Genomic DNA, 20,518 nt, shown 5'->3' on the forward strand with positions numbered 1-20,518 from the left:
ATGGCGTCTTGAATCGAACAACAGGAGATCCATCGTGAGCAGCAAAGAACCCTCGACCGCTTTCGTTCCCACCTCGGAGATGAAGGATGCCCACGTGTACGGCATGGCCGCGTACGACAAGCTGGTGGCCGAGGCGGAGGCCGACTACAGCGGCTACTGGTCGCGCTTTGCGCGCGAGTTCCTGAGCTGGAAAACGCCGTTCACCCAAGGGCTCGACGACAGCCAGGCCCCTTTCTTCAAGTGGTTCGAGGACGGCACGCTCAACGCGTCCTACAACTGCCTCGACCGCCAGGTGGAGCGCGGCCTGGGCGACAAGACCGCGATCATCTTCGAAGCCGACGACGGCCAGGTCACCCGCGTCAGCTATCGCGATCTGCTCGCGCGCACCTGCCGCATGGCCAATGCGCTGAAGGCGCGCGGCGTAAAAAAAGGCGACCGCGTCGTCATCTACATGTCGATGAGCATCGAGGGCGTGGTCGCCATGCAGGCCTGCGCGCGCATCGGCGCCACACATTCGGTGGTGTTCGGCGGCTTCTCGGCGCAAAGCCTGCGCGACCGCATTCAGGATGCCGGCGCGGTGATGGTCGTCACCGCCGACGAACAGGTGCGCGGCGGCAAGCAGCTTCCGCTCAAGGCCATCGTCGATGAGGCCATCGCACTGGGCGGCTGCGAGAGCGTGAAGAACATCATCGTCTACCGGCGCACCGGCGGGCCCATCGCATGGGTTGCCTTGCGCGACCGCTGGCTGCACGAAGAAACGCAAGCGCAGCCGGAGACCTGCGAGCCCGAATGGGTGGGCGCCGAGCATCCGCTGTTCGTGCTCTACACCTCGGGGTCGACCGGCAAGCCCAAGGGCGTGCAGCATTCCAGCGGCGGCTACCTGCTGCATGCGGCGCTCACGACCCAATGGACCTTCGACCTGAAGCCGGACGACGTGTTCTGGTGCACCGCCGACATCGGCTGGGTCACGGGCCATACCTACATTGCCTACGGCCCGCTGGCGCTGGGCGCCACCGAAGTCGTGTTCGAGGGCGTACCCACGTTCCCGGACGCCGGCCGCTTCTGGAAGATGATCGAGGACCACAAGGTGAGCGTTTTCTACACCGCACCGACAGCCATCCGCTCGCTGATCAAGGCGGCCGAGGCCAACGAAGCCGTGCACCCCAAGCGCTACGACCTGTCGAGCCTGCGCATCCTGGGCTCGGTCGGCGAGCCGATCAACCCGGCCGCGTGGGAGTGGTTCCACCAGCATGTCGGCGGCGGCCGCTGCCCCATCGTCGACACCTTCTGGCAAACGGAAACGGGCGGCCACATGATCACGCCGCTGCCGGGCGCCACGCCGCTGGTGCCGGGCTCGTGCACCCTGCCTTTCCCGGGCATTGCGGCGGCCATCGTCGACGAGACCGGTGCCGATGTGCCCAACGGCCAAGGCGGCATCCTGGTTGTGAAGAAGCCCTGGCCGAGCATGATCCGCACGATCTGGGGCGATCCGGAACGCTTCAAGGCAAGCTACTACCCGCCGGAACTCAAGGGCTACTACCTCGCGGGCGACGGCGCCATACGCGATGCGAAGACGGGCTATTTCACGATCACCGGCCGCATCGACGATGTGCTCAACGTATCGGGCCATCGCATGGGCACGATGGAGATCGAATCGGCGCTGGTGTCTTGCACCGCCCTCGTGGCCGAAGCCGCCGTGGTCGGCCGCCCCGACGACACCACGGGCGAGGCGATCTGCGCCTTCGTCGTGCTGAAACGCGCACGACCCACCGGAGAAGAAGCTAAGAAGATCGCCAACGAACTGCGCAACTGGGTTGCCAAGGAGATCGGCCCCATCGCCAAGCCCAAGGACATCCGCTTTGGCGACAACCTGCCGAAAACGCGCAGCGGCAAGATCATGCGACGGCTGCTGCGGTCCGTGGCCAAGGGCGAGGCCATTACCCAGGACACATCGACGCTCGAGAACCCGGCCATCCTGGAGCAGTTAGCAGAGCGGAACTGAGGGCGCCATCACGGCTCCGGCCGCCTCCATAGCCAGACGGCAACCGCGGCCATGAGCAGCGGCGCGCCGATCTTCACGGCAATGTGGGCGCTGGTGGCAAGCAGCAGGGCCGAACTGAAGGCCATCATCCAACTGGCCGCCCACTTTGCGCGGCGCGGTACGCAGCCTCCCTCCCGCCATTGCCGGATGTACTTGCCGTAGCGCGGGTGCCCGACAAGCCACTGCTCCAAGGCCGGCCAGCCGTGTCCGCCGGCCCAGGCGGCGGCAAGCAGAAAAGGCACCGTGGGCAGAACGGGCAGAAAGACGCCGAGCAGGCCGAGAGCGACCAGCAACAGCGCCAGCACACGCCAGAGCAGTTTCGCGACCGAAGCGCCGAGCCGCTTCAACGGGCGCGTCCTCTGGAATGCCCTGCCGGGAATGAAGGTTGCAGCATCGGCCGATGGTAGCCAATGCCAACTGGAACAACCTGGTCGAATGCCTGGCCGATCCCTTGCCTACAGCTCCAGCACCAACCGCCCCTCGCAAGCACGCGAACAGCAGGCCATCATCCGCGTGTTGGCCTCTCGCTCCGGGCGGGTCAGCACCATGTCGCGATGGTCCACCTTGCCGGACAGCACCCGCACTTCGCACGAACCGCAAAGGCCCTCCTCGCAGTCACTCTGCACATCGACGTTTGCCGCGCGCAAGGCGAACAACAGGGTCTGGTCCGGCGGCACGGTGACGACCAGGCCTGAATCCTTCAGCTCGACTTCGAACGCATGTTCCCTCGAAGGGTCGAGCGTGGCCAGCGTCGATTCGAAATGCTCGAGGCGCAAGGCGCCTTCGGACCATGCGGTGCAACAGCCCTCGAGCGCCTCGAGCATCCGCAGCGGACCGCAGGCATAGACCTGGGCACCAGGCACCGGCTCGGCGAGCAGGGAAGGCAGATCGCAGCGCCGGCCTTCGTCGCCCGCATAGACGTGCAGCCGCTCGCCGTGCAACGCCGCAAGCTCGTCCAGAAAGGCCATGTGCTTGCGGCTGCGGCCGCTGTAGTGCAGCTCGTAGTCGATGCCCAGCGCCTTCGCGCGGCGCGCCATTGCGCTCACGGGCGTGATGCCGATACCGCCCGCGATGAAGACCGCCTTCTTCAGCGACTCGTCGAGGCGGAAGTGATTGCGCGGCCCGCGAATGCGCAGCCGGTCGCCGGCGTTCACTTGCGCGTGCACCCAGGCCGACCCGCCGCGGCCCTCGGGCTCGTGCAGCACCGCAATCTCCAGCACGCCGGCTTCGTCCGGGTCACCGCAAAGAGAGTACTGGCGCGACAGCTCGGGCGAGCCGCATTCCACGTCGATGTGCGAACCCGCGGTCCAGCGCGGCAGCGGCTTGCCGTCGGGCGACACGAGGCGCAGCTTGACCACGCCTTCGGCCACGCGCGTCACGCGCTCCACCACCACAGGCCGCGACACGGCATGCCGCGAAGTTTCGCCGACGCGTACCGGCAATTGCGCCTCGCGCAGCGCCGGGTTCCGGCGCTCGGGGTTGGCCGAAGGGTCCCACTCGACCCACAGGTGCTCGGGTCCGCGGAACGAGGTGTTCGGCACATAGGTGAAGCGTTGCTCCGAGAGCTTCATATGCGGCAGCCGCCGCGTGAACTCCGAGAGGAAGACCTGCATTTCCATGCGCGCAAGGTTCTTGCCCATGCACTGGTGCGACCCGTAGCCGAAGGTCAGGTGGTCGCTCGCGTTGTCTCGGCGGATGTCGAACAGGTCGGCGTCGGCAAAATGCGCCTCGTCGTGGTTGGCTGACGAGGTGACGATCAGGAGCCGCGACCCGGCGGGCAAATCCACGCCACCCACCTGCGTGTCCCTGGTGACAAGGCGCCGCCACGCGGCCACCGATCCGTTGTGCCGCAGGCACTCTTCCACCGCGTTGGGAATGAGGCCCGGGTCTTCGCACAGCTCCTGCCACGCCTTGGGGTGCTGCAGCAGCAGCTTCACCGCGTTGGCGGTGGCATTGGCGGTGGTCTCGTGCGCGGCCACAATGCCGGCCATCATCATCGAGTGCAGGTACGAATCGGTCACCACCTCCGGGTGCTGCTTCTGCTTGCGGATGCCGTACTGCATCCAGCCGGGCGCATCGGGGTCTTGCCGCATCTTCTCGAGCACCTTGCCGGCGTACTGCCAGAAATTGCCCACGGCATGCGCCACGGCCACCTGCTCCTCCGGCTTGGGCCGGCCCCAGGTGTTGACGGTGTGCGCAATCGAGTATTTGCGCAGCGTGTCCATGTCTTCCTCGGGCACGCCAAGGAAATGCAGCGCCACGGTCAGCGGAATTTCCCACAGCATCTGGTCCACGAGGTCGGCCTTGCCGTCGTCGATGAAACGGTCGACATAGGTGCGGGCCAACTCGCGCACCATCGGCTCGTGGTGCTTGAGCGCCTCGGGCGTGAACGGGTCCATCAACACGCGGCGGCGCGGCATGTGGGCGGGCTCGTCCTCGTTCACCAGCGTGCGGTTCAGCGCAAAGCCATAGGAGGCGAGCACGGCATTGGCCTCGTCGCTCGTCGGCGTGATTTTCTCCAGCGCATTCGAGGGGCTGAACGTGATGTTGTCGCGAAACACCGCCTTGATGTCGTCGTAGCGCGTGATCACCCAATAGCCGAGCCTGGGGCTGTAGAAGATCGGCTCCTTCTCGCGCGCCCAGCGCACGTACTCGGGAGGGTCCTGCTGGTAGCCGTCTTCGAAGGGATCGAACTCGGCGGCGCGCGCGCTCACGGGGCAGCCGGTGGGCGTGCGCTCTGCCGACAGCGGCCCGTGCGCGACAGGACAGCCCGGCGAACGCGAGGGAATGGCGGTATCTGACATAGGCGGTGTTCCCCGGTCGCGTCAGTCGAGCGTGATCTTCAGGTCGCGAATCAGCTTGTGCCAGCGCGCCGTCTCGCTCTTGAGCAGCGCGGCATATTGGGCGGGCGTGTTGGCCACGGGCTCGACGCCGAAATCGACCATGCGCGTGCGCACCGAGGGCTCGTTGATCGCCGCCACCAGTTGGCGATTGAGCGTGTTCACCACCTCCGGCGGCGTGGCCGAGGGCACCACCACGCCGACCAGCGCCGCGGCTTCGACGTTCTTGTAGCCGAGCTCGGCGAAGGTGGGCACATCGGGCAGCTGCGGCAGGCGCGTGGGGTTGGCCACCGCCAGCGCGCGGACCTTGCCGCCCTTGATGAAGCCGGCACCGGCCGCCAGGTCGACCATCATGGCCGGCAGCTGTCCGCCCACCACGTCGGCCAGCGCCGGCGCGGCACCGCGGTACGGCACGTGAACCATGAACAGGCCGGCCTCCACCTTGAGCAGTTCCATCGCCAGGTGATGCGGGCTGCCCGCGCCTGCCGAGGCGTAGCTCACGTCGCCGGGCTTGGCCTTTGCCTTGGCGATGAAGTCCTTGGCCGTGGCAATGCCGGAGTTGGCACCGACCACAAGGATCATCGGGAACTTGCCCATCAGCGTGACGGGTGCCAGGTCCTTGGTGGGGCTGTACGAGAGCGACTTGTACAGCGCCGGATTGAACACCAGCGTGCCGTTGTCGGCCGACAGCACGGTGTAGCCATCGGCCGGTGCGCGTGCTGTTTCAGCCGCAGCCAGCGCGGTGTTGCCGCCGGGCTTGTTGTCCACCAGCACCGGCTGGCCCACCTGGGTGGAGAGTGTCTGCGCCACCGTGCGCGCCAAGAAATCGGAGCCGCCACCCGCCGCGTAGGGAACGAGCCAGCGGATGGGCTTGGCCGGAAAGGTCTGGGCGCTGACGCCGGCCGCGGCAAGAAGGGAAAGAGCAGCAAGGCACCGGACAAGACGTTTTTTCATGGGGGAGTCTCCAGTTAGCGTAGTTTCGTATTGCGTAAATATCATACGCATTGCGTAATGATGTACTTTCAGGGCTAACCCTGCATCCGAGCGCTCCCCTTGCCACTCAGCCCCAGCAACTAACATCAAGTGCACATGACCAAAGCCCTGGAGCCTTCTTCCCTTCCTCCCGCAACCCGCGAGCGCCGCCAGCGCGTGCAATCGGCCGAGACGGGCATGGCAGTGCTCAAGGGCCTTGCCCACCTGGGCGGCCGCAGCAGCCTCACCGCACTCTCGGCCCATGTCGCCGAAAGCCCGGCCAAGGTGCACCGCTACCTTGCCAGCCTGATGGAGGAAGGCCTGGTGCTGCAGGATGCCGTCTCTCAGCACTACTACCTGGGAACCGAAGCCATCCAGATCGGCCTGGCCGCCATGCGCCAGGCCGACCCGATTCGCGCGGCCGAGCCCTGCCTGGTGCGGCTGCGCGAGTCGCTGGAGGTCACTTGCTTTGTCGCCGTCATGGGCAACAAGGGGCCGACCATCGTGCGCTTCGAGGAGCCGGGCCTGCCTGTCACGGTGAACGTGCGCGCCGGCTCGGTGATGTCGATCCTCTGGTCCGCCACGGGCCGCGCGTTCCTGGGCTTGCTCGATGAGTCGCGGGTGCTCGCGCTTGCCGAGCAGGAGCTCGCCGAATCGCCCGAGGACATGCGTGCCACGCTCGACGCGGCCGACCCCATCGGACAACTGCGCCGCGACGTGCAGAAGGCGCATTGCGCGAGCGTGAAAGACACCTACCTGCGCGGCATCAGCGCCGTGGCGGCGCCGGTCTACGACTATGCGGGCCGCGTGTGCGCTGTGCTGACGGCATTGGGAGCGACAGGTGGATTCGACCCTGCCGTCGATGGACCCATCGCGACTGCAGTGCGGCGGGAAGCCTGCGCGGCCAGCGAGCTGCTGGGCTACCGCAAGCAGGACTAGCAGCGGCCGCGGCCAATGCCCTGCTACTCCTCCTCGTGCCCCCGGTACTGCCCCGTCAGCGTCTGCTGAACCCCCGGCGGCACGGCTTCGTAGTGCGACAACGCGATGGTGTAGCGGCCCTGGCCGCTGGTCATTGCATTGAGCCTTGACTGGTAGTTGGCCAGTTCGGCCATGGGCACATGCCCGCCGACGCTCACGGTGCCAGCCCCGACGTCTGACGTACCGGTGACCACGCCGCGCCGCGCGGACAAGTCGCTCGTGACATCGCCGACGGAATGCTCCGGCACGTCGATTCCTATCTGCACGATCGGCTCGAGCACCACGGGCCGGGCCTCGCGGATCGCGGCCATGAAGGCCTTGCGGCCGGCGGTCGCAAAGGCGATGTCCTTGCTGTCGACGCTGTGGTGCTTGCCGTCGTACACCACCACGCGCACATCGACCACTGGGTAGCCCGCAATGGCGCCGCCTGCCAGCACCTCGCGCACGCCCTTCTCCACCGCGGGAATGAACTGGCCCGGAATCGCGCCGCCGCGCACCTCGTCGGCAAACTGAAAGCCGGCACCGCGCGGCAGCGGTTCGATGCGCAGGAAGACCTCGCCGAACTGGCCCGCGCCGCCCGTCTGCTTCTTGTGGCGGTGGTGGCCCTCGGCCGTCGCGGTCACGGTTTCGCGGTAGGCAATGCGCGGTGGCCGCGCCAACACCTCGAAGCGGTACACCTCGCGCAAGCGCTCGAGCACGATGCGCAGGTGAAGCTCGCCAAGTCCGTAGAGCACCGTCTCGTTGGTGGCGGCCACATGCTCGATGCGAAGGCACGGGTCCTCGGCGGCGAGCTTGCCGAGGATCTCCCACGCACGCTGTTCGTCGCCATGGCGCTTGGGCTCTACCGCCAGGCCATGCACCGGCACCGGAAACGCGAGTGGCGCGAGATGAACATGGCTGTCTTCCGCGGCGTCGTGCAGCACTGCATCGAAATAAATCTCGTCGACCTTGGCCACCGCCACGATGTCGCCCGGCACCGCATGCGACACCTCCACATGGTCTTTGCCCTGCAGCATGAACAGGTGCCCCACCTTGAAGGGCTTGCGGCCATCGCCAATGTAGAGCTGGCTGTCGCGCGTGAGCGTGCCCTGGTGCACGCGGAAGATGCCCATCTTGCCGACGTAGGGGTCGACCGTGACCTTGAACACATGCGCCAGCACGTGCAGCGAAGAATCGGGTCGGACTTCCATCGGCCTGGCCTCCGCGCCCTCGCCAAGCAGAAACTCCGGCGGATTGCCTTCGGTGGGATCGGGCAGCAGCTTGACGATCACGTCCAGCAGCTCGGCCACGCCGGCGCCGCTGCGCGACGAGACGAAGCACACCGGTATCAGGTGGCCTTCGCGCAGCGCCTGCTCGAGCGGCGCGTGCAGTTCCGCCGGGTCCACGTCGCCCTCTTCGAGGTAGCGGTCGACAAAGGCCGCATCGACCTCGACCACCTGCTCCACCAGCGCGCGGTGCGCTGCTTCGACGGGGCCGAAGTCGGAGCGCCCGAAGCGGTTGAAGAAACAGTCGACCACCTGCCTGTTGACTCCGTCGGGCAGGTTGAGCGGCAGGCATTCGCGGCCGAAGGCTGCCTGGATATCGGCCAGCAGGCCCTGCAGCGAGACGCCCTGCGAGTCGATCTTGTTGACGATGATCATGCGCGCGAGGTGGCGCGACGCCGCGTACTCCATCATGCGCACCGCCATCGGCTCGATGCCCGTGGCGGCGTTGATCACCACCGCCGCAGTCTCGACGGCCTCCAGCGCCGGCAGGCTCTGGCCGAGAAAGTCGGGGCCGCCGGGCGTGTCGATGAGGTGGATGCGCGTGCCGGCGTGCTTGAGGTGCATTACCGATGCGTTGAGCGAATGCAGCATGCGGCGCTCGAGCGGGTCATGGTCGCTGACGGTGCTGCCGCGTTCGATGCTGCCGCACGCGCCGATGGCACCCGCCTTGTGCAGCAAGGCCTCGGCAAGGGAGCTCTTGCCCGCGGCGGCGGGCCCGACGAGCGCCAGCGTTCGCACTGCTTCCATTTCGGCCGCGAGGCCGTTCGATCGGCTTGGCATGGCGTGGACTCCTTGGCGTCCGGGAGGCCGGCCCGGCGGCCTGCACAGGCTCGGGCACCGCGTGTGAACGCTGAGAGTCAGCCTACGGGATTGGCAGTGCCGACGCAACGGCGCCAACCCCGGCCGGCTTTTCGTTCGCAGGCAATGGTGAGAAAACGCGCAGCCCACCCATCCACTCATACGTTGTCCTACAACTATGTAACTACTGGTGATACTTTGAAGCGAATTTCTTCGCAACTCCCGATTGACGTGGCATTGAAGCTGCCCGAATAATCCGCGCGCCGCGTCGTAAGACAACTGATGTCGTATGACATCTGACGACGCTGCCCGACCAACCCCGGACATTCGATCAATAAAGGGAAATGCCATGAAACGCCGACAGTTTGCAATTTCGGTCCTGTCTCCCGTCGCGCTCGCCGCCTGTGGCGGTGGCGGCAGCGACGGGCCGACCTTCCCGATTCCTCTTCCGCCAGCACCACCGCCCCCTGCTCCCCCTCCCGCGCCAACGCCGCAAGCCACCGCCGCGGCAGGACTCAAGCGCGCGGCGAGCTACATGGACGAAGTGGTCTCCTACAAGGGCGGCTATGTGTGGTCGTACTCGCCCGATCTCACGCAGACTTTCGGAGAAATGGAAGCCAAGCGCACCATGCTGTGGCTGCAGCCGCCCGGCACATCTTCCATCGGCCATATCTACCTCGACGCCTATCATGCGACCGGCGACGAGCGCTTCTACCAGGCGGCCGACCGCACGGCCAAGGCAGTTGCCGCGGCCCAGCACAGCTCGGGCGGCTGGAACTACATCTACGACTTCAACGGCGAGGCCTCGCTGCAGCACTGGTACGAAACGGTGGGCATGAACGGCTGGCGCCTGGAGGAGTTCCAGCACTACTACGGCAACGCCACCTTTGACGACGCCACCACCGCCGTCGCATCGCAGCTGATGCTGCGCATGTACCTGGAGAAGAAAGACCCGGTCTACCAGGCCGCGACCGAGAAGGCGATCAAGTTCATCACCGACGCGCAGTTCGGTCCCCAGTTCGGCATTGCCGACGGCGGCTGGCCGCAGCGCTTTCCGCACAACCCGAACGCGATCACGTCGATGCCCTTGCCCAACCCGCAGCAGCTGCCTGCCGGCGCGCGGGCGGGCATGGAAGACAGCGACTACACGCTGCACGTGACCTTCAACGACGACGTCATGGGCGAGAACATCAAGTTCCTGACCATGTGCGTGATGACGCTGGGACGCAACGAGCTGGTGGCCAACATCATTCGGGCGATGGATTGCATGCAGCGCATGCAGTGGACCTCGGGGGTGTTGCCGCTGCAATCGGGATGGAGCCTTCAGCACCTGTCGCGTGAAACGAACGGCCGCCCGGCGGGCGCTCCGGCCGGTGCGCGCTCGTACGAGCCACGCTCACTGGCGACGCACACCACGCAGACCAACATCCAGCAGCTGCTCGGCTACTTCACGCTCACCGGCGACAAGAAGTACCTGTCGCAGCTGCAGAAGGCAATCGACTGGCTGAAGTCGCCATCCATCCAGCTTCCGGCCGATGTCGCGACCATCAACCCGCTGCTGGCCGGGCGCAACGTGGCCACGTTCATCGAGCTCGACACGAACGAGCCGCTCTTCGTTCACCGCTACGGCTCCAACATCCATAACGGCGCGTACTTTTTCGACAAGGACATCACCAACACGATCAGCCACTACTCGTCGGGCCGCTCGGTGAATGCCGCGGCGCTGCAGAAGCGCCTGGACGAACTCAACGCGATGACGCAGCCGCAGATCGATGCCATGGTTGCCAAGTCGCCGCTGCGGGCCACCACGCCCCGGCCGCTGCCAAAGTACTTTGCCGCCGTTCGCGAAGTGGATTTTCCGGACCTTTTCGAAGGCGCGGTGCTGAAGACGCCGGTGGTGCCCGAATCGGAAGTGCAGACGATCCTGGCCGCGCTGGTGGACGGCAACTACTGGACCGCGCCCGTGCCAGAGATCGTGAACCCGTACCGCGGCAACGGACCGACGACGCCCTACACCGGCACGGCGTACCGCAGCCGCCACGTGGGCGACATCTACGACACCTCGCCATATCCGGCCGATGCGCCGCCGGAGATCGAGCCGTATGTGAAGCGCGACAAGCCGCAGTTCATCGTCACGTCGAACTTCATCGCCCGCATGGGACGGTTGATCTCGTTCATCTCGCCGGTGGCCTGAGCCGGGCCAACCAGGCAATCACCTAGGGAGTGGGTGACCCGTCGCTCACCAGTTGCCAAAGAGCCTCTGCCACGGGGGCCATGTTTGCAGCCTGGCGGTACAGCCGGATTTCCACCGGCACCCGCCAGGCGCCCTTGCCCGCATCGGCCAGCGCACCGCTGTGCAAGTCGTCCGCGACCAGGCTCATGGGCAGCCATGCAAGGCCGCGCCCTTCGAGCGCCATGGTTCTGAGCAGCGCGGCGTGGTGCGCCGTAAAAACCACCGAGAGCGATGATGCGAAATCCTTGCCGAACTCGCTGTCCTGTATGGCACGCATGATTCGCCCCAAGCCGGAGGCTTCGCTGTAGGCCAGCACCGAAGGCGCCTGCGCAGTGCCAAGCGCATGCTGCGGCATGCCTTGGGCATCCGGTGCCGAGACCGGAACCAGCAGGTCTTCGCTCAGTCGCAGAACCGGGTACTGCCCTTCGTCGAGCCGGCCCGGCGCGCCAACATGGCCATGGCACAGCACAAACTGCACGCGGCGCTGAAGCATCAGGTCTTCGCAGGCCTGCGAGCTGTCCGACATCGTCTGGATCGGTCCCAGGCTCAGCCGGCTTTCCACGCTCCCCAGCCAGCGCGGAAAGAAGGTCAGCGACAGCACATGCGTGGCTGCAAATCTCAGGCTGGCCGCGGCCATGTCGTGTGCCGCACGCGCCTTGATACGGGCGGCTTCCAGGCCGGCCAGCAGCTCCTTCAGCAGCGGCTCAAAACGCTTGCCGGCGGCCGTCAGCGCCGCGGGGTGTGCACTGCGGTCGAACAGGTCGACGCCCACCCACTCTTCCAGCGCGCGAATGTGCCGGCTGAACGCGGGCTGCGCGATGGAACGCACCTGCGCCGCACGCGAGAAATTGCCCGTCTCGGCCAAGGCAATGAAGTCTTCCAGCCATTCGAGATCGAGGGGGCGGTTGCCGGGGCCCATGTGCTGCGCAATCGGTTGAATAGTTGTATGCGATTCGAGTATTGGACGGTGCATGCCTCGCCGGCAAAAGATGCACCCATTCCTGCACCTTGAACCACAACGGAGACACAGCATGCCTTCCATCGCGAATTATCGCGGGATCATTCCCGCCATTTCCTGCCCCTTCACGGCCGACCACCGCATCGACGAGCCGGCGCTGCGCAAGCTCGCCTCATGGCTGGCGGGGCACGACGGCGTGGTGGCGGTCATGACCAACGGCCACACCGGCGAGGTGTTTTCGCTGACGCCGGCCGAGCGCGCCGAGGTTACCCGCATCGTGGCCGACGAGCTGCGCGGCCGCACGCCGGTCATCTCGTCCATCGTGTGCGAAGGCCTGGCCGAAGCCGCCGAGCATGCGCGCGCCGCGCAGGCCGCCGGCGCCGTGGCGCTCGATGTGATGCCACCCCACCACTGGCTGCGCTTCGGCTTCACGCCGGGGCATGCGCTGCAGTACTTCGAGGCCATTCACCGCGCCGCGCCGGAGCTCGACCTGGTCTGCCACGTATACCCGGCCTGGACACGCGCCTCTTACTCTTCGCAGCTGCTGGCCGAACTGGCCCGCCTGCCCTACCTGCAGGCCTTCAAGGTCGGCCAGCGCGACATGAACAAGTACGCCCGCGACATCCAGGCGATCCGCGAGGCCGATGCGTCCAAGGCCATTCTCACGTGTCACGACGAGTACCTGCTGGCCTCGATGGTGCAAGGCGTGGACGGCGCGCTGGTCGGCTTTGCCACCTTTATTCCGCAACTGATCATCGACCTGTGGAGCGCGGTGAAGGCCGGCGACCTGAAGAAGGCCATGGCCGTGCAGGCCCTCATCACACCGCTGAAAGACGCCGTGTATGGCGGCGGCGAGCCGACCGGAGAAGCGCACGCGCGCATGAAGGGCGGCATGTTCCTGGCCGGCGTGCTCGACAACGCCACGGTGCGCCCACCGACCGAGGCGCCGAACGAACGCGAGATGGAGGCGCTGCGTGCCGCGGTGCGGCAAGCCGGTTTGTCGCAGCGCTGATCGAGCACAAGCGGCCCGGCACTGCCAGCGCCCTCCCCCAAAAACCAGAAGGAGACAAGAGACATGCAACGCAACCATTTCCTGCGCGCCACGCTCGCGGTTCTCGCGCTTGGCGCGGCTTCCTGCGGCTTCGCACAGACGCAAGCATGGCCCACGCGGCCGGTGCGCGTGGTCATTCCGTTTCCGCCGGGCGGCACGCTCGACACGGTCGGCCGCCTGCTCGCGCAGAAGCTTGGCGATCAGCTGGGCCAGCCCTTCATCGTCGAGAACCGGCCCGGAGGCAACGGCGTGATCGGTGCCGACGTGGTGTCGAAGGCGCCGGCCGATGGCTACACGCTGCTGTTCAACGCATCGACCTTCACCACGGCGCCGATGACGATGAAGTCCGTGCCCTATGAGATCGTGCGCGACTTCACGCCGGTGGCGCTGGTGGCCAAGGCGCCGCTGTCTGTGGCCATCAACAAGAACCTGCCGATCACCGACGTCAAGTCGCTCATCGCGTACGCCAAGGCGAACCCGGGCAAGATGACCTTCGCGGTCGGCTCCATCGGCTCGGCCGGCCACCTGTCGACCGAACTGCTCAAGCGCGCGGGCGGGCTCGACTACCTGATCGTGCCGTACAAAGGCACGGCACCGGCCTTTCAGGACCTGATCGGCGGGCAGATCGACGGCTTCATCGACCCCATCCTCGGCTCGCTGCAGTACCACAAGAGCGGCATGCTGCGCGTGGTTGCCGTTACCTCGGCCAACCGCGCCACCAGCCTGCCGAACGTGCCCACGGTGGGCGAAAGCATTCCGGGCTACGAGTTCTACAGCTGGTACGGCCTGTGGGGTCCGGCCAAGCTGCCGCCGGCCATCACGCAGCGGCTCAACGCCGAAGTGAACAAGGCCCTGGCCACCGACATGCGCGAAACGCTCAACACGCAGGGGCTGCTGCTCACGCCGGGCAGCGTCGAAGACTTCGTAAAGTTCCAGCAGGCCGACATGGAGCGCTCGAAGAAGATCATCACCGAGGGCAACATCCGTGTCGAATAAGGCGGCTCCGCACGCGGTGGTCACGGGCAGCAGCAGCGGCATCGGCCGCGCCATCGCCTCGCATCTGCTGGAACAAGGCTGGCGCGTGAGCGGGCTCGACCTTGCGGCGCCCACGCTGTCGCATACAGCCTTTCTTCACACGGCGGTGGATCTGTCGGATGCCGAAGCCATCACGCATGCCATGTCAGCCCTGCAAGATGCCGATGCGCTGGTGCATGCCGCCGGCGTGCTGCGTGTCGGCCCGCTGGGCCAGCTCGACCATGCGGGCGGCGAGCTGATGTGGCGCCTGCATGTCGATGCGGCCACGCGCCTGGCCGATGCACTCGTGCCCGCGATGGCTGCGCGCGGCAGCGGCCGCGTGGTGCTCGTCGGCAGCCGTGTTGCGCAAGGCATGCCTGGCCGCGGGCAATACGCCGCCACCAAGGCGGCGCTGGTCGCGCTCGCGCGCAGCTGGGCGGCGGAGGTGGCCGCGAGCGGCGTCACCATCAACGTGGTGTCGCCCGGCGCCACGCAGACCGCGATGCTGCAAGACCCGGCGCGCGCGGGCAGCGCACCGCGCCTGCCACCCATCGGGCGGCTGATCCAGCCCGAGGAAATTGCCGCGCTGGTTGCCTTTCTTCTCTCGGCGCCGGCTGCCGCCATCACCGGCGAGGACATCGCCATTTGCGGTGGTGCATCGCTGCACCGCTAATACCAATGCACCCATGCCAAGGCGCATTGAGTCGAAAGTGGTGCGAGTTTTCCGACACCTCTTGTAGCGTGTTCCGCACGATTACTGGGGTGACACCCTGAGCACAAGCCGAAGTTGTTGGGCTAGTATTTCCATACAGTGCCAGCAACACCCAGACCCATTGAGTACTTGCTCGAACTCGAGCACGCCAGCCTCCCGGTGCATATCCGGGACCGCGATGCGATCCAGGCCATCGCGGTTCTGAAGGCGATTGGCTGCGTCGAGGCGGAGATTTCTCCGCCCCTCGATCTCTGCAGTTCGTTCGAAGACTACGAGTGCGCGGTGGTGAGGGAAATCACGCCGGTGGGGCGAACGGAGCTGGCCGCGGAATACGGCTGACGCGCTTCACTCATCACAACGTTTGCGCCAGCCCGAGCACGGCTGTGGCCTGGCTGGACAGCGTGCCGCCGTTGCCATGTGCCAGCGCCGTGCGGGCACCGGCCACCTGCCGGTCGCCGCCTTCTCCGCGAAGCTGCCGCACCGCCTCGATCAACGCGAAGATTCCGTACATGCCCGGGTGAACGCAGGACAACCCGCCGCCGTTCGTGTTGACCGGCAGCCTACCGCCAGGCGCAATGGCACCGCCACGCACGAAGGCACCGCCCTCGCCCTTGGCGCAGAAGCCCAGGTCTTCAAGAAAAAGCAGCACGTTGATGGTGAAGGCGTCATACAGCTGCACCACATCGATGTCGCTCGGCGCCAGGCCGGCCATGGCAAATGCGGCGCGCCCGCTGTCGCGCGCAGCTGTCGTCGTCAGGTCGTGCATCGATGAAATCTGCCGGTTCCACACGGCCGTGCCGGTGCCCAGCACATGCACCGGCTCGCGCGGCAAGTCCCGTGCACGGTCGGCGCGCACCAGCACGAAGGCGCCCGCACCGTCGGTCACCAGGCAGCTGTCGCGCACGGTCAGCGGGTCGCAGACCATGCGTGCGACCAGCACGTCGTCTATGGAAAGCGGGTCGCGCATGAACGCCTCGGGGTTCAGCCGGGCCCAGGCGCGCGCGGCCACCGCTACCTCTGCAAGGTCGCGTCGCGTGGTGCCGAACTCGTGCATGTGGCGCGACGCGGCCAGCGCATAGGCCGAGAGCGGCTGCATCGGTTCATAAGGCGTTTCGTAAGGCTGCGGGTCGAGGTAGCGGCGGCTTGCCACCACTTCCCTGCGCCCGAAGGTGGCCGTGCGCTGCGCGCTTCCGTAGCAGACGAGCACCGCGTTGCATTGGCCGCTAGCCAGCGCCTGCATGGCCGGCAGCAGGTGCGCGATGAAGCTCGAGCCGCCGAGCATCGTGCTGTCGATGTAGCTTGGGCGAAGGCCCAGGTACTCGACAACCGGCATGGCCCACATCGTTGCGCTTGCGCTGGCGGTGCAGAGTCCGTCGATGTCCTTCATGGCCAGCCCGGCGTCGGACACAGCGCGGCGCGCAGCTTCGGCCAGCAGTTCCATGTCGGTGTGGCCGGGCGACTCGCCGCAGCCATAGGTGGCCACGCCGGCGATGGCGGCGCTGCCGCGCAGTTGCTTCAGCGTGGTCATGCGGCGTCTCCCGTGATGGCATCGAAAACCACAATGCCGCTGCCGCCGGGCGGCACCACCACGCGCGCCCGCACACGCAGGCCAATGCGCACGTCGGCCGGCGGCATGCCTTCGACGCGGCTCATCAGGCGCACGCCTTCGTCCAGCTCGACGATGCTCACGTTGTAGTCGCCACCTGCTTCAGGCTTGCGGCGCACCGTGGTCACGGCGTACACGGCGCCGGTGCCGGCAGGTGCCACCAGCGCGGGCTCTTCAGCGCCGCAGTGGGGGCACAGCACCCGCGGAAAGTACACCGCGCGCTGGCAGGCCCCGCAGCGCTGGATGAGAAAGCGGCCCGCGTCCAGCTCGGCCTGGTGGCGCGCCAGCACACCGGTGCCGGTCGGCTTTGATGTCGTCGATGAATGCGTCATTGAAATGGCCGGAGTTCGGCATGGGTTGCGTCGAGCATGCCGGCTACGCCCCATCCGCGCCATTCGCGATTCGCGAAGGGACCCCTCGGCGTGGCCGAACCGACCGGAGCGTGTGTGCAAATGATTCTTTCTGCCAACCGCTTTCAGGCTTTGTGCCATGGGCACGCGAGGCCCCTGTTTTTAGACTGCAACGCGCCCGTTCCAAATTCACCCAGGACAAAATCGATGGAGACAACCGGCGCATCGCGCCCGCCGCTGGCCGGCATTCGCGTACTCGACCTGACCCGCCTGCTGCCCGGCCCGGTCTGCACATTGCACCTGGCCGACCTTGGCGCCGAGGTGCTCAAGATCGAAGACACCGGCCTTGGCGACTACGCCGCACCGGCCCTGCGCGCCATGGTCCAGCGCAACAAGAAAGGCATGCGGCTCGACCTGAAGCAGGCCGACGGCGTGGCGCTGCTCCACCGCCTGGCCGAGAGCGCCGACGTGCTGGTCGAAGGCTTCAGGCCGGGCGTGATGGACAGGCTGGGCGTGGGCTATGCCGCGCTTTCGGCGATGAACCCGCGGCTGGTCTATTGCAGCATTACCGGCTTCGGCCAGACCGGGCCCTACCGCGACGAACCGGGGCACGACCTGAACTACTGCGCGCTCAGCGGCGTCAGCGACCAGATTGGCCGCGACGACGCGGGCCCCGCCCTCTCCAACCTGCCCATCGCAGACTTGCTCGGCGGCTCGATGAACGCGGTGATGGGCATCCTCGCAGCCTTGTTCGATGCGGCGCGCACCGGCACCGGCCGCCATGTCGACATCTCGATGGCCGACGGCGTTCTGGCGCATGCGCTGGTGCCGCTGGTCACGCTGGCCACGCAGGGCGCCACGCGCCGCGCGGGCCTCGACAAGCTCAGCGGCGCCCTGCCCTGCTATGCCATGTACCGCACGCAGGACGGACGGCACCTTTCGGTCGGCGCGCTCGAGCACAAGTTCTGGGAGCGCTTCTGCGACGTGCTCGGCCGGCCCGACCTGAAGCCGATGCACATGCCGCCCGACCGCGCCACCGCCGAGCGGGTGCGCGCCGACGTGGCCGCCCTGATCGAAGCGCGGCCGCTTGCGTATTGGGCCGATGTGTTCCATGGCCGGCAGTGCTGCGTCACACCCGTGCTGCGGCTCGAAGAAGCGTTGGCGCATGAGAATTTCATCGCGCGCGGCATGGTGCATCCACCGGTCGCCGAAGGCAGTGCGCCGCAACTGGCCTGCCCCGTGAAGATGACCGGTTTCGAGTTTTCGATCGAGCGGCCGGCACCGTCGCCGGGCCAGGACACCGACGAGGTGCTCGCCGCGCTGGGGCACGACGAGGCCGCCCGCGCCGACCTGCGCCGGCGCGGCGTGGTGGGCTGAGAGCGCGCCGCCGCCCGGTGCAGCTGCTCCTAGAATCCCGCCATGCGTGCGCCGCACGGGGCGCTGCCGCACCTCGAACGCCCATGGCCATCAGGCACACACCGACACACAGCACGCGCCACACCATCGGCATCCAGCACGTCGACCAGATCCTGATCGGCGCGCGTGCGCGGGGCGCCGATGTGGATGCACTGCTGCAGCGTGCCGGCATCTCTGCAGCGCTGCTCGATGCGCCGCTCTCCCGCGTCACGCAGGACCAGTTCGCGGCCCTCATCTTCGCGCTTCGGCATCGCCTGCGCGACGAGCTGTGGGGCCTGTGCAGCCAGCCGGTGCCGACGGGGAGCTTTGCGCAGGCCACGCGCCTCCTCATTCGCTGCCGCACGCTCGGAGAGGCCTTGACGCTGGGCCTGCGCCATTACCGTTTGCTGCTCAGCGACTTCGTGCCGCGCCTGCATGTGCAGCAAGGCGAGGCCACGTTCGCGCTGGTGCCGCGCGTGCCGCTCACGGCTTCTGTGGCTTATGCGCAGCGGGCGTTTTCTTTTCTTGCCTATGGCCTGGTCTCCTGGCTGGTTGCGCGGCGCGTGCCGCTGCTGCAGGTGGATTACCCGCACCAGGACGAGCGTGCCAGCGACGCGCCAGCCCTGTTCCAGGCACCGGTGCGTTTTGGCGCGGGCTGCACCGGCTGGCGCTTCGAGGCGCGCTGGCTCGAACTGCCGGTGGTGCAGAACGAGCAGAGCCTGGAGGAGTTTCTTCGCCAGGCGCCGGCCAGCCTGCTGGTGAAGTATCGCGACCAGACCAGCATGACCGAGCGCATCCGCCGCATCCTTCGGCGGCAGTTGGCCGATGAACTGCCCTCGCTCGAGGCGGTCGGCAAGCAGCTGGCCGTTACGCCGCAAACACTGCGCCGCCGCTTGGCCGAAGAAGGCCAGGGCTACCGCGCCATCAAGGACGACCTGCGGCGCGATGCCGCCATCGAGTACTTGGCGCGGCCCGAGCTGAACCTGGTCGAAATCGCGCAGCGGCTCGGCTTCTCCGAAGCCAGCACCTTTCACCGCGCCTTCAAGCACTGGACCGGCGTGGCCCCGGGCGAATACCGCACCACGCGACTGCGCGAGCACTGAGCCCTTCGGAGTGGCACGCTGATCGATCGTGCCAATCCGATTCATCGGTTCGGCCATGGGCCGCACTGCATCGTCTCCCTAGACTTTCCTCATCGGCCTTGCGAACTTCGCAAGGTTCGACATGACACCGGCCACCGCCGGTGATCGCCCACAGGCAGCGGTACAGCTGCCGAAAAAGACAGGAGACAGAGATGACGTATCGCGCTCTTTCCCGCCGCCAGGCCCTCGGCGCACTTGCCGCATCGGCCGCGTGCCTTGCAACGCCGGCAGCCCTGGCCCAGCCGCCCGCCTATCCGCACAAACCCGTGACGCTGATCCTGCCCTTTCCCGCGGGCGGTGCAACCGATGCGCAGATGCGCGCCATCGCATTGGCGCTGGGCAAGGAAATCGGCCAGACGGTCGTCGTGGTCAACCAGCCGGGCCTGGCCGGCACCCTGGCGCCCGCGGCCATGGCGCGCAGCGCCGCACCCGACGGCTACACCATCTCCGTCGTTCCGGCCACGCTGTTTCGCCTGCTGCATCTGCAGAAGGTGAACTACGACCCGGTGACCGACTTCACCTACATCATCAATCTCACGGGCTACACCAACGGCCTTGTCGTTCGCGACGACGCGCCGTGGAAAACGCTGCAAGACCTGCTCGACGATGCCAAGCGCCGGCCGGGGCAGATCAGCTACAGCTCGACCGGCGTGGGCAGCGGCGGCCACATTGCAATGGAACGCCTGTCGCGCGCCACGGGCGTGAAGCTCAACTTCATTCCATTCAAGGGCATGGCGGAGGAAACCAGCGCGCTGCTCGGCGGGCATATCGACGTCATTTCAGACCCCGGGTGGGGCGCACTGGTCGAAAGCGGCAAGGCCCGCGTGCTCGCCACCCTCGGCGACAAGCGCCTGAAGCGCTGGCCGCAAGTGCCCACGCTGAAAGAAATGGGCCACGACATCACAGTCAATTCGCCGGTCGGCATCGTCGGCCCCAAGGGCATGGACCCGGCCCTGGTGAAGACGCTGCACGACGCATTCCACCGCGCGATGAAAGACCCCACCTACCAGCGCGCGCTGGAGCTCTACGACCAGCCCGACATCTACATGTCGAGCGCCGCATACCAGCAATACGCCGCCGAGCAGACGGCGCGCGAGAAGACCTTCATCGAACAGCTCGGCATCAAGCTGCAGTAGCCGAGCTCCCTTTTCTTCCATCCCGTG

Annotated in this window: 17 protein-coding genes; 10 read left to right on the forward strand and 7 right to left on the reverse strand. The window is 66.9% G+C overall.

Going from position 1 to position 20,518, the window contains the following annotated elements; genetic code table 11:
- Positions 1-79: 79 nt before the first annotated feature.
- Positions 80-2,002 carry an acetate--CoA ligase gene (acs, locus tag V9K97_RS25340; protein ID WP_443304209.1) on the forward strand — a complete coding sequence of 641 codons (1,923 nt, stop codon included), beginning with the start codon at positions 80-82 and terminating at the stop codon, positions 2,000-2,002.
- An 8-nt stretch (positions 2,003-2,010) separates the two neighbouring features.
- On the opposite strand, the gene V9K97_RS25345 is transcribed toward acs, so the two are convergent.
- The 3 genes from V9K97_RS25345 to V9K97_RS25355 all read right to left on the reverse strand — a co-directional run bounded on the left by V9K97_RS25345 (position 2,011) and on the right by V9K97_RS25355 (position 5,835).
- Entirely contained in the window at positions 2,011-2,388 is a 378-nt protein-coding gene (locus V9K97_RS25345) for a YbaN family protein (protein WP_337321460.1), read from the reverse strand.
- A 108-nt stretch (positions 2,389-2,496) separates the two neighbouring features.
- Complete coding sequence (locus V9K97_RS25350; RefSeq protein ID WP_337321462.1) at positions 2,497-4,845, reverse strand: cytochrome P450/oxidoreductase; 2,349 nt, start codon at positions 4,843-4,845, stop codon at positions 2,497-2,499.
- Between the two features lie 21 nt (positions 4,846-4,866).
- On the reverse strand, positions 4,867-5,835 hold the full coding sequence (locus V9K97_RS25355) for a Bug family tripartite tricarboxylate transporter substrate binding protein (RefSeq protein ID WP_337295706.1): 969 nt from the start codon (positions 5,833-5,835) through the stop codon (positions 4,867-4,869).
- Between the two features lie 135 nt (positions 5,836-5,970).
- On the opposite strand from V9K97_RS25355, the gene V9K97_RS25360 reads away from it, so the two are divergent.
- Positions 5,971-6,792, forward strand: a complete 822-nt coding sequence (locus V9K97_RS25360) for an IclR family transcriptional regulator (protein ID WP_337321464.1) — start codon at positions 5,971-5,973, stop codon at positions 6,790-6,792.
- 23 nt (positions 6,793-6,815) lie between these two features.
- On the opposite strand, the gene fusA is transcribed toward V9K97_RS25360, so the two are convergent.
- On the reverse strand, positions 6,816-8,876 hold the full coding sequence (gene fusA, locus V9K97_RS25365; protein ID WP_337321465.1) for an elongation factor G: 2,061 nt from the start codon (positions 8,874-8,876) through the stop codon (positions 6,816-6,818).
- Positions 8,877-9,243: 367 nt separating this feature from the next.
- On the opposite strand from fusA, the gene V9K97_RS25370 reads away from it, so the two are divergent.
- Positions 9,244-11,088 carry a pectate lyase gene (locus V9K97_RS25370; RefSeq protein ID WP_337321468.1) on the forward strand — a complete coding sequence of 615 codons (1,845 nt, stop codon included), beginning with the start codon at positions 9,244-9,246 and terminating at the stop codon, positions 11,086-11,088.
- Between the two features lie 22 nt (positions 11,089-11,110).
- Here the strand turns inward: V9K97_RS25370 and V9K97_RS25375 are convergent, their stop codons facing one another.
- A complete protein-coding gene (locus V9K97_RS25375; RefSeq protein ID WP_337321470.1) occupies positions 11,111-12,046 on the reverse strand; it encodes a LysR family transcriptional regulator in 936 nt (311 codons plus the stop codon).
- A gap of 112 nt (positions 12,047-12,158) precedes the next feature.
- Between V9K97_RS25375 and V9K97_RS25380 the strand changes: the two genes are divergently transcribed.
- From V9K97_RS25380 to V9K97_RS25395, 4 genes are all read left to right on the forward strand, one after another.
- A complete protein-coding gene (locus tag V9K97_RS25380; RefSeq protein ID WP_337321472.1) occupies positions 12,159-13,097 on the forward strand; it encodes a dihydrodipicolinate synthase family protein in 939 nt (312 codons plus the stop codon).
- 63 nt (positions 13,098-13,160) lie between these two features.
- Positions 13,161-14,132 carry a Bug family tripartite tricarboxylate transporter substrate binding protein gene (locus tag V9K97_RS25385; RefSeq protein WP_337321474.1) on the forward strand — a complete coding sequence of 324 codons (972 nt, stop codon included), beginning with the start codon at positions 13,161-13,163 and terminating at the stop codon, positions 14,130-14,132.
- A complete protein-coding gene (locus V9K97_RS25390; protein ID WP_337321476.1) occupies positions 14,122-14,823 on the forward strand; it encodes an SDR family NAD(P)-dependent oxidoreductase in 702 nt (233 codons plus the stop codon). Before V9K97_RS25385 ends, V9K97_RS25390 begins: the two co-directional genes overlap by 11 nt.
- 168 nt (positions 14,824-14,991) lie before the next feature.
- Positions 14,992-15,201: a hypothetical protein gene (locus V9K97_RS25395; RefSeq protein ID WP_258506329.1), complete on the forward strand. Its 210-nt coding sequence runs from the start codon at positions 14,992-14,994 to the stop codon at positions 15,199-15,201.
- Between the two features lie 13 nt (positions 15,202-15,214).
- Here V9K97_RS25395 and V9K97_RS25400 read toward each other — a convergent pair whose 3' ends face one another.
- Together V9K97_RS25400 and V9K97_RS25405 are read right to left on the reverse strand one after the other, a co-directional pair.
- Entirely contained in the window at positions 15,215-16,390 is a 1,176-nt protein-coding gene (locus V9K97_RS25400) for a thiolase (protein WP_337321478.1), read from the reverse strand.
- Positions 16,387-16,800 (reverse strand): Zn-ribbon domain-containing OB-fold protein, encoded by a 414-nt coding sequence (locus V9K97_RS25405; RefSeq protein ID WP_337321480.1) that lies wholly within the window; start codon positions 16,798-16,800, stop codon positions 16,387-16,389. Before V9K97_RS25405 ends, V9K97_RS25400 begins: the two co-directional genes overlap by 4 nt.
- A 225-nt stretch (positions 16,801-17,025) precedes the next feature.
- Between V9K97_RS25405 and V9K97_RS25410 the strand changes: the two genes are divergently transcribed.
- The 3 genes from V9K97_RS25410 to V9K97_RS25420 all read left to right on the forward strand — a co-directional run bounded on the left by V9K97_RS25410 (position 17,026) and on the right by V9K97_RS25420 (position 20,491).
- Positions 17,026-18,195, forward strand: a complete 1,170-nt coding sequence (locus tag V9K97_RS25410) for a CaiB/BaiF CoA transferase family protein (RefSeq protein ID WP_337321482.1) — start codon at positions 17,026-17,028, stop codon at positions 18,193-18,195.
- Between the two features lie 83 nt (positions 18,196-18,278).
- Complete coding sequence (locus V9K97_RS25415) at positions 18,279-19,316, forward strand: AraC family transcriptional regulator (RefSeq protein ID WP_157613891.1); 1,038 nt, start codon at positions 18,279-18,281, stop codon at positions 19,314-19,316.
- A gap of 191 nt (positions 19,317-19,507) precedes the next feature.
- On the forward strand, positions 19,508-20,491 hold the full coding sequence (locus tag V9K97_RS25420; RefSeq protein ID WP_337321484.1) for a tripartite tricarboxylate transporter substrate binding protein: 984 nt from the start codon (positions 19,508-19,510) through the stop codon (positions 20,489-20,491).
- Positions 20,492-20,518: the final 27 nt, after the last annotated feature.

Source organism: Variovorax sp. CCNWLW186 (assembly GCF_037203865.1).
In the GTDB taxonomy this organism is placed as follows: Bacteria; Pseudomonadota; Gammaproteobacteria; order Burkholderiales; family Burkholderiaceae_C; genus Variovorax.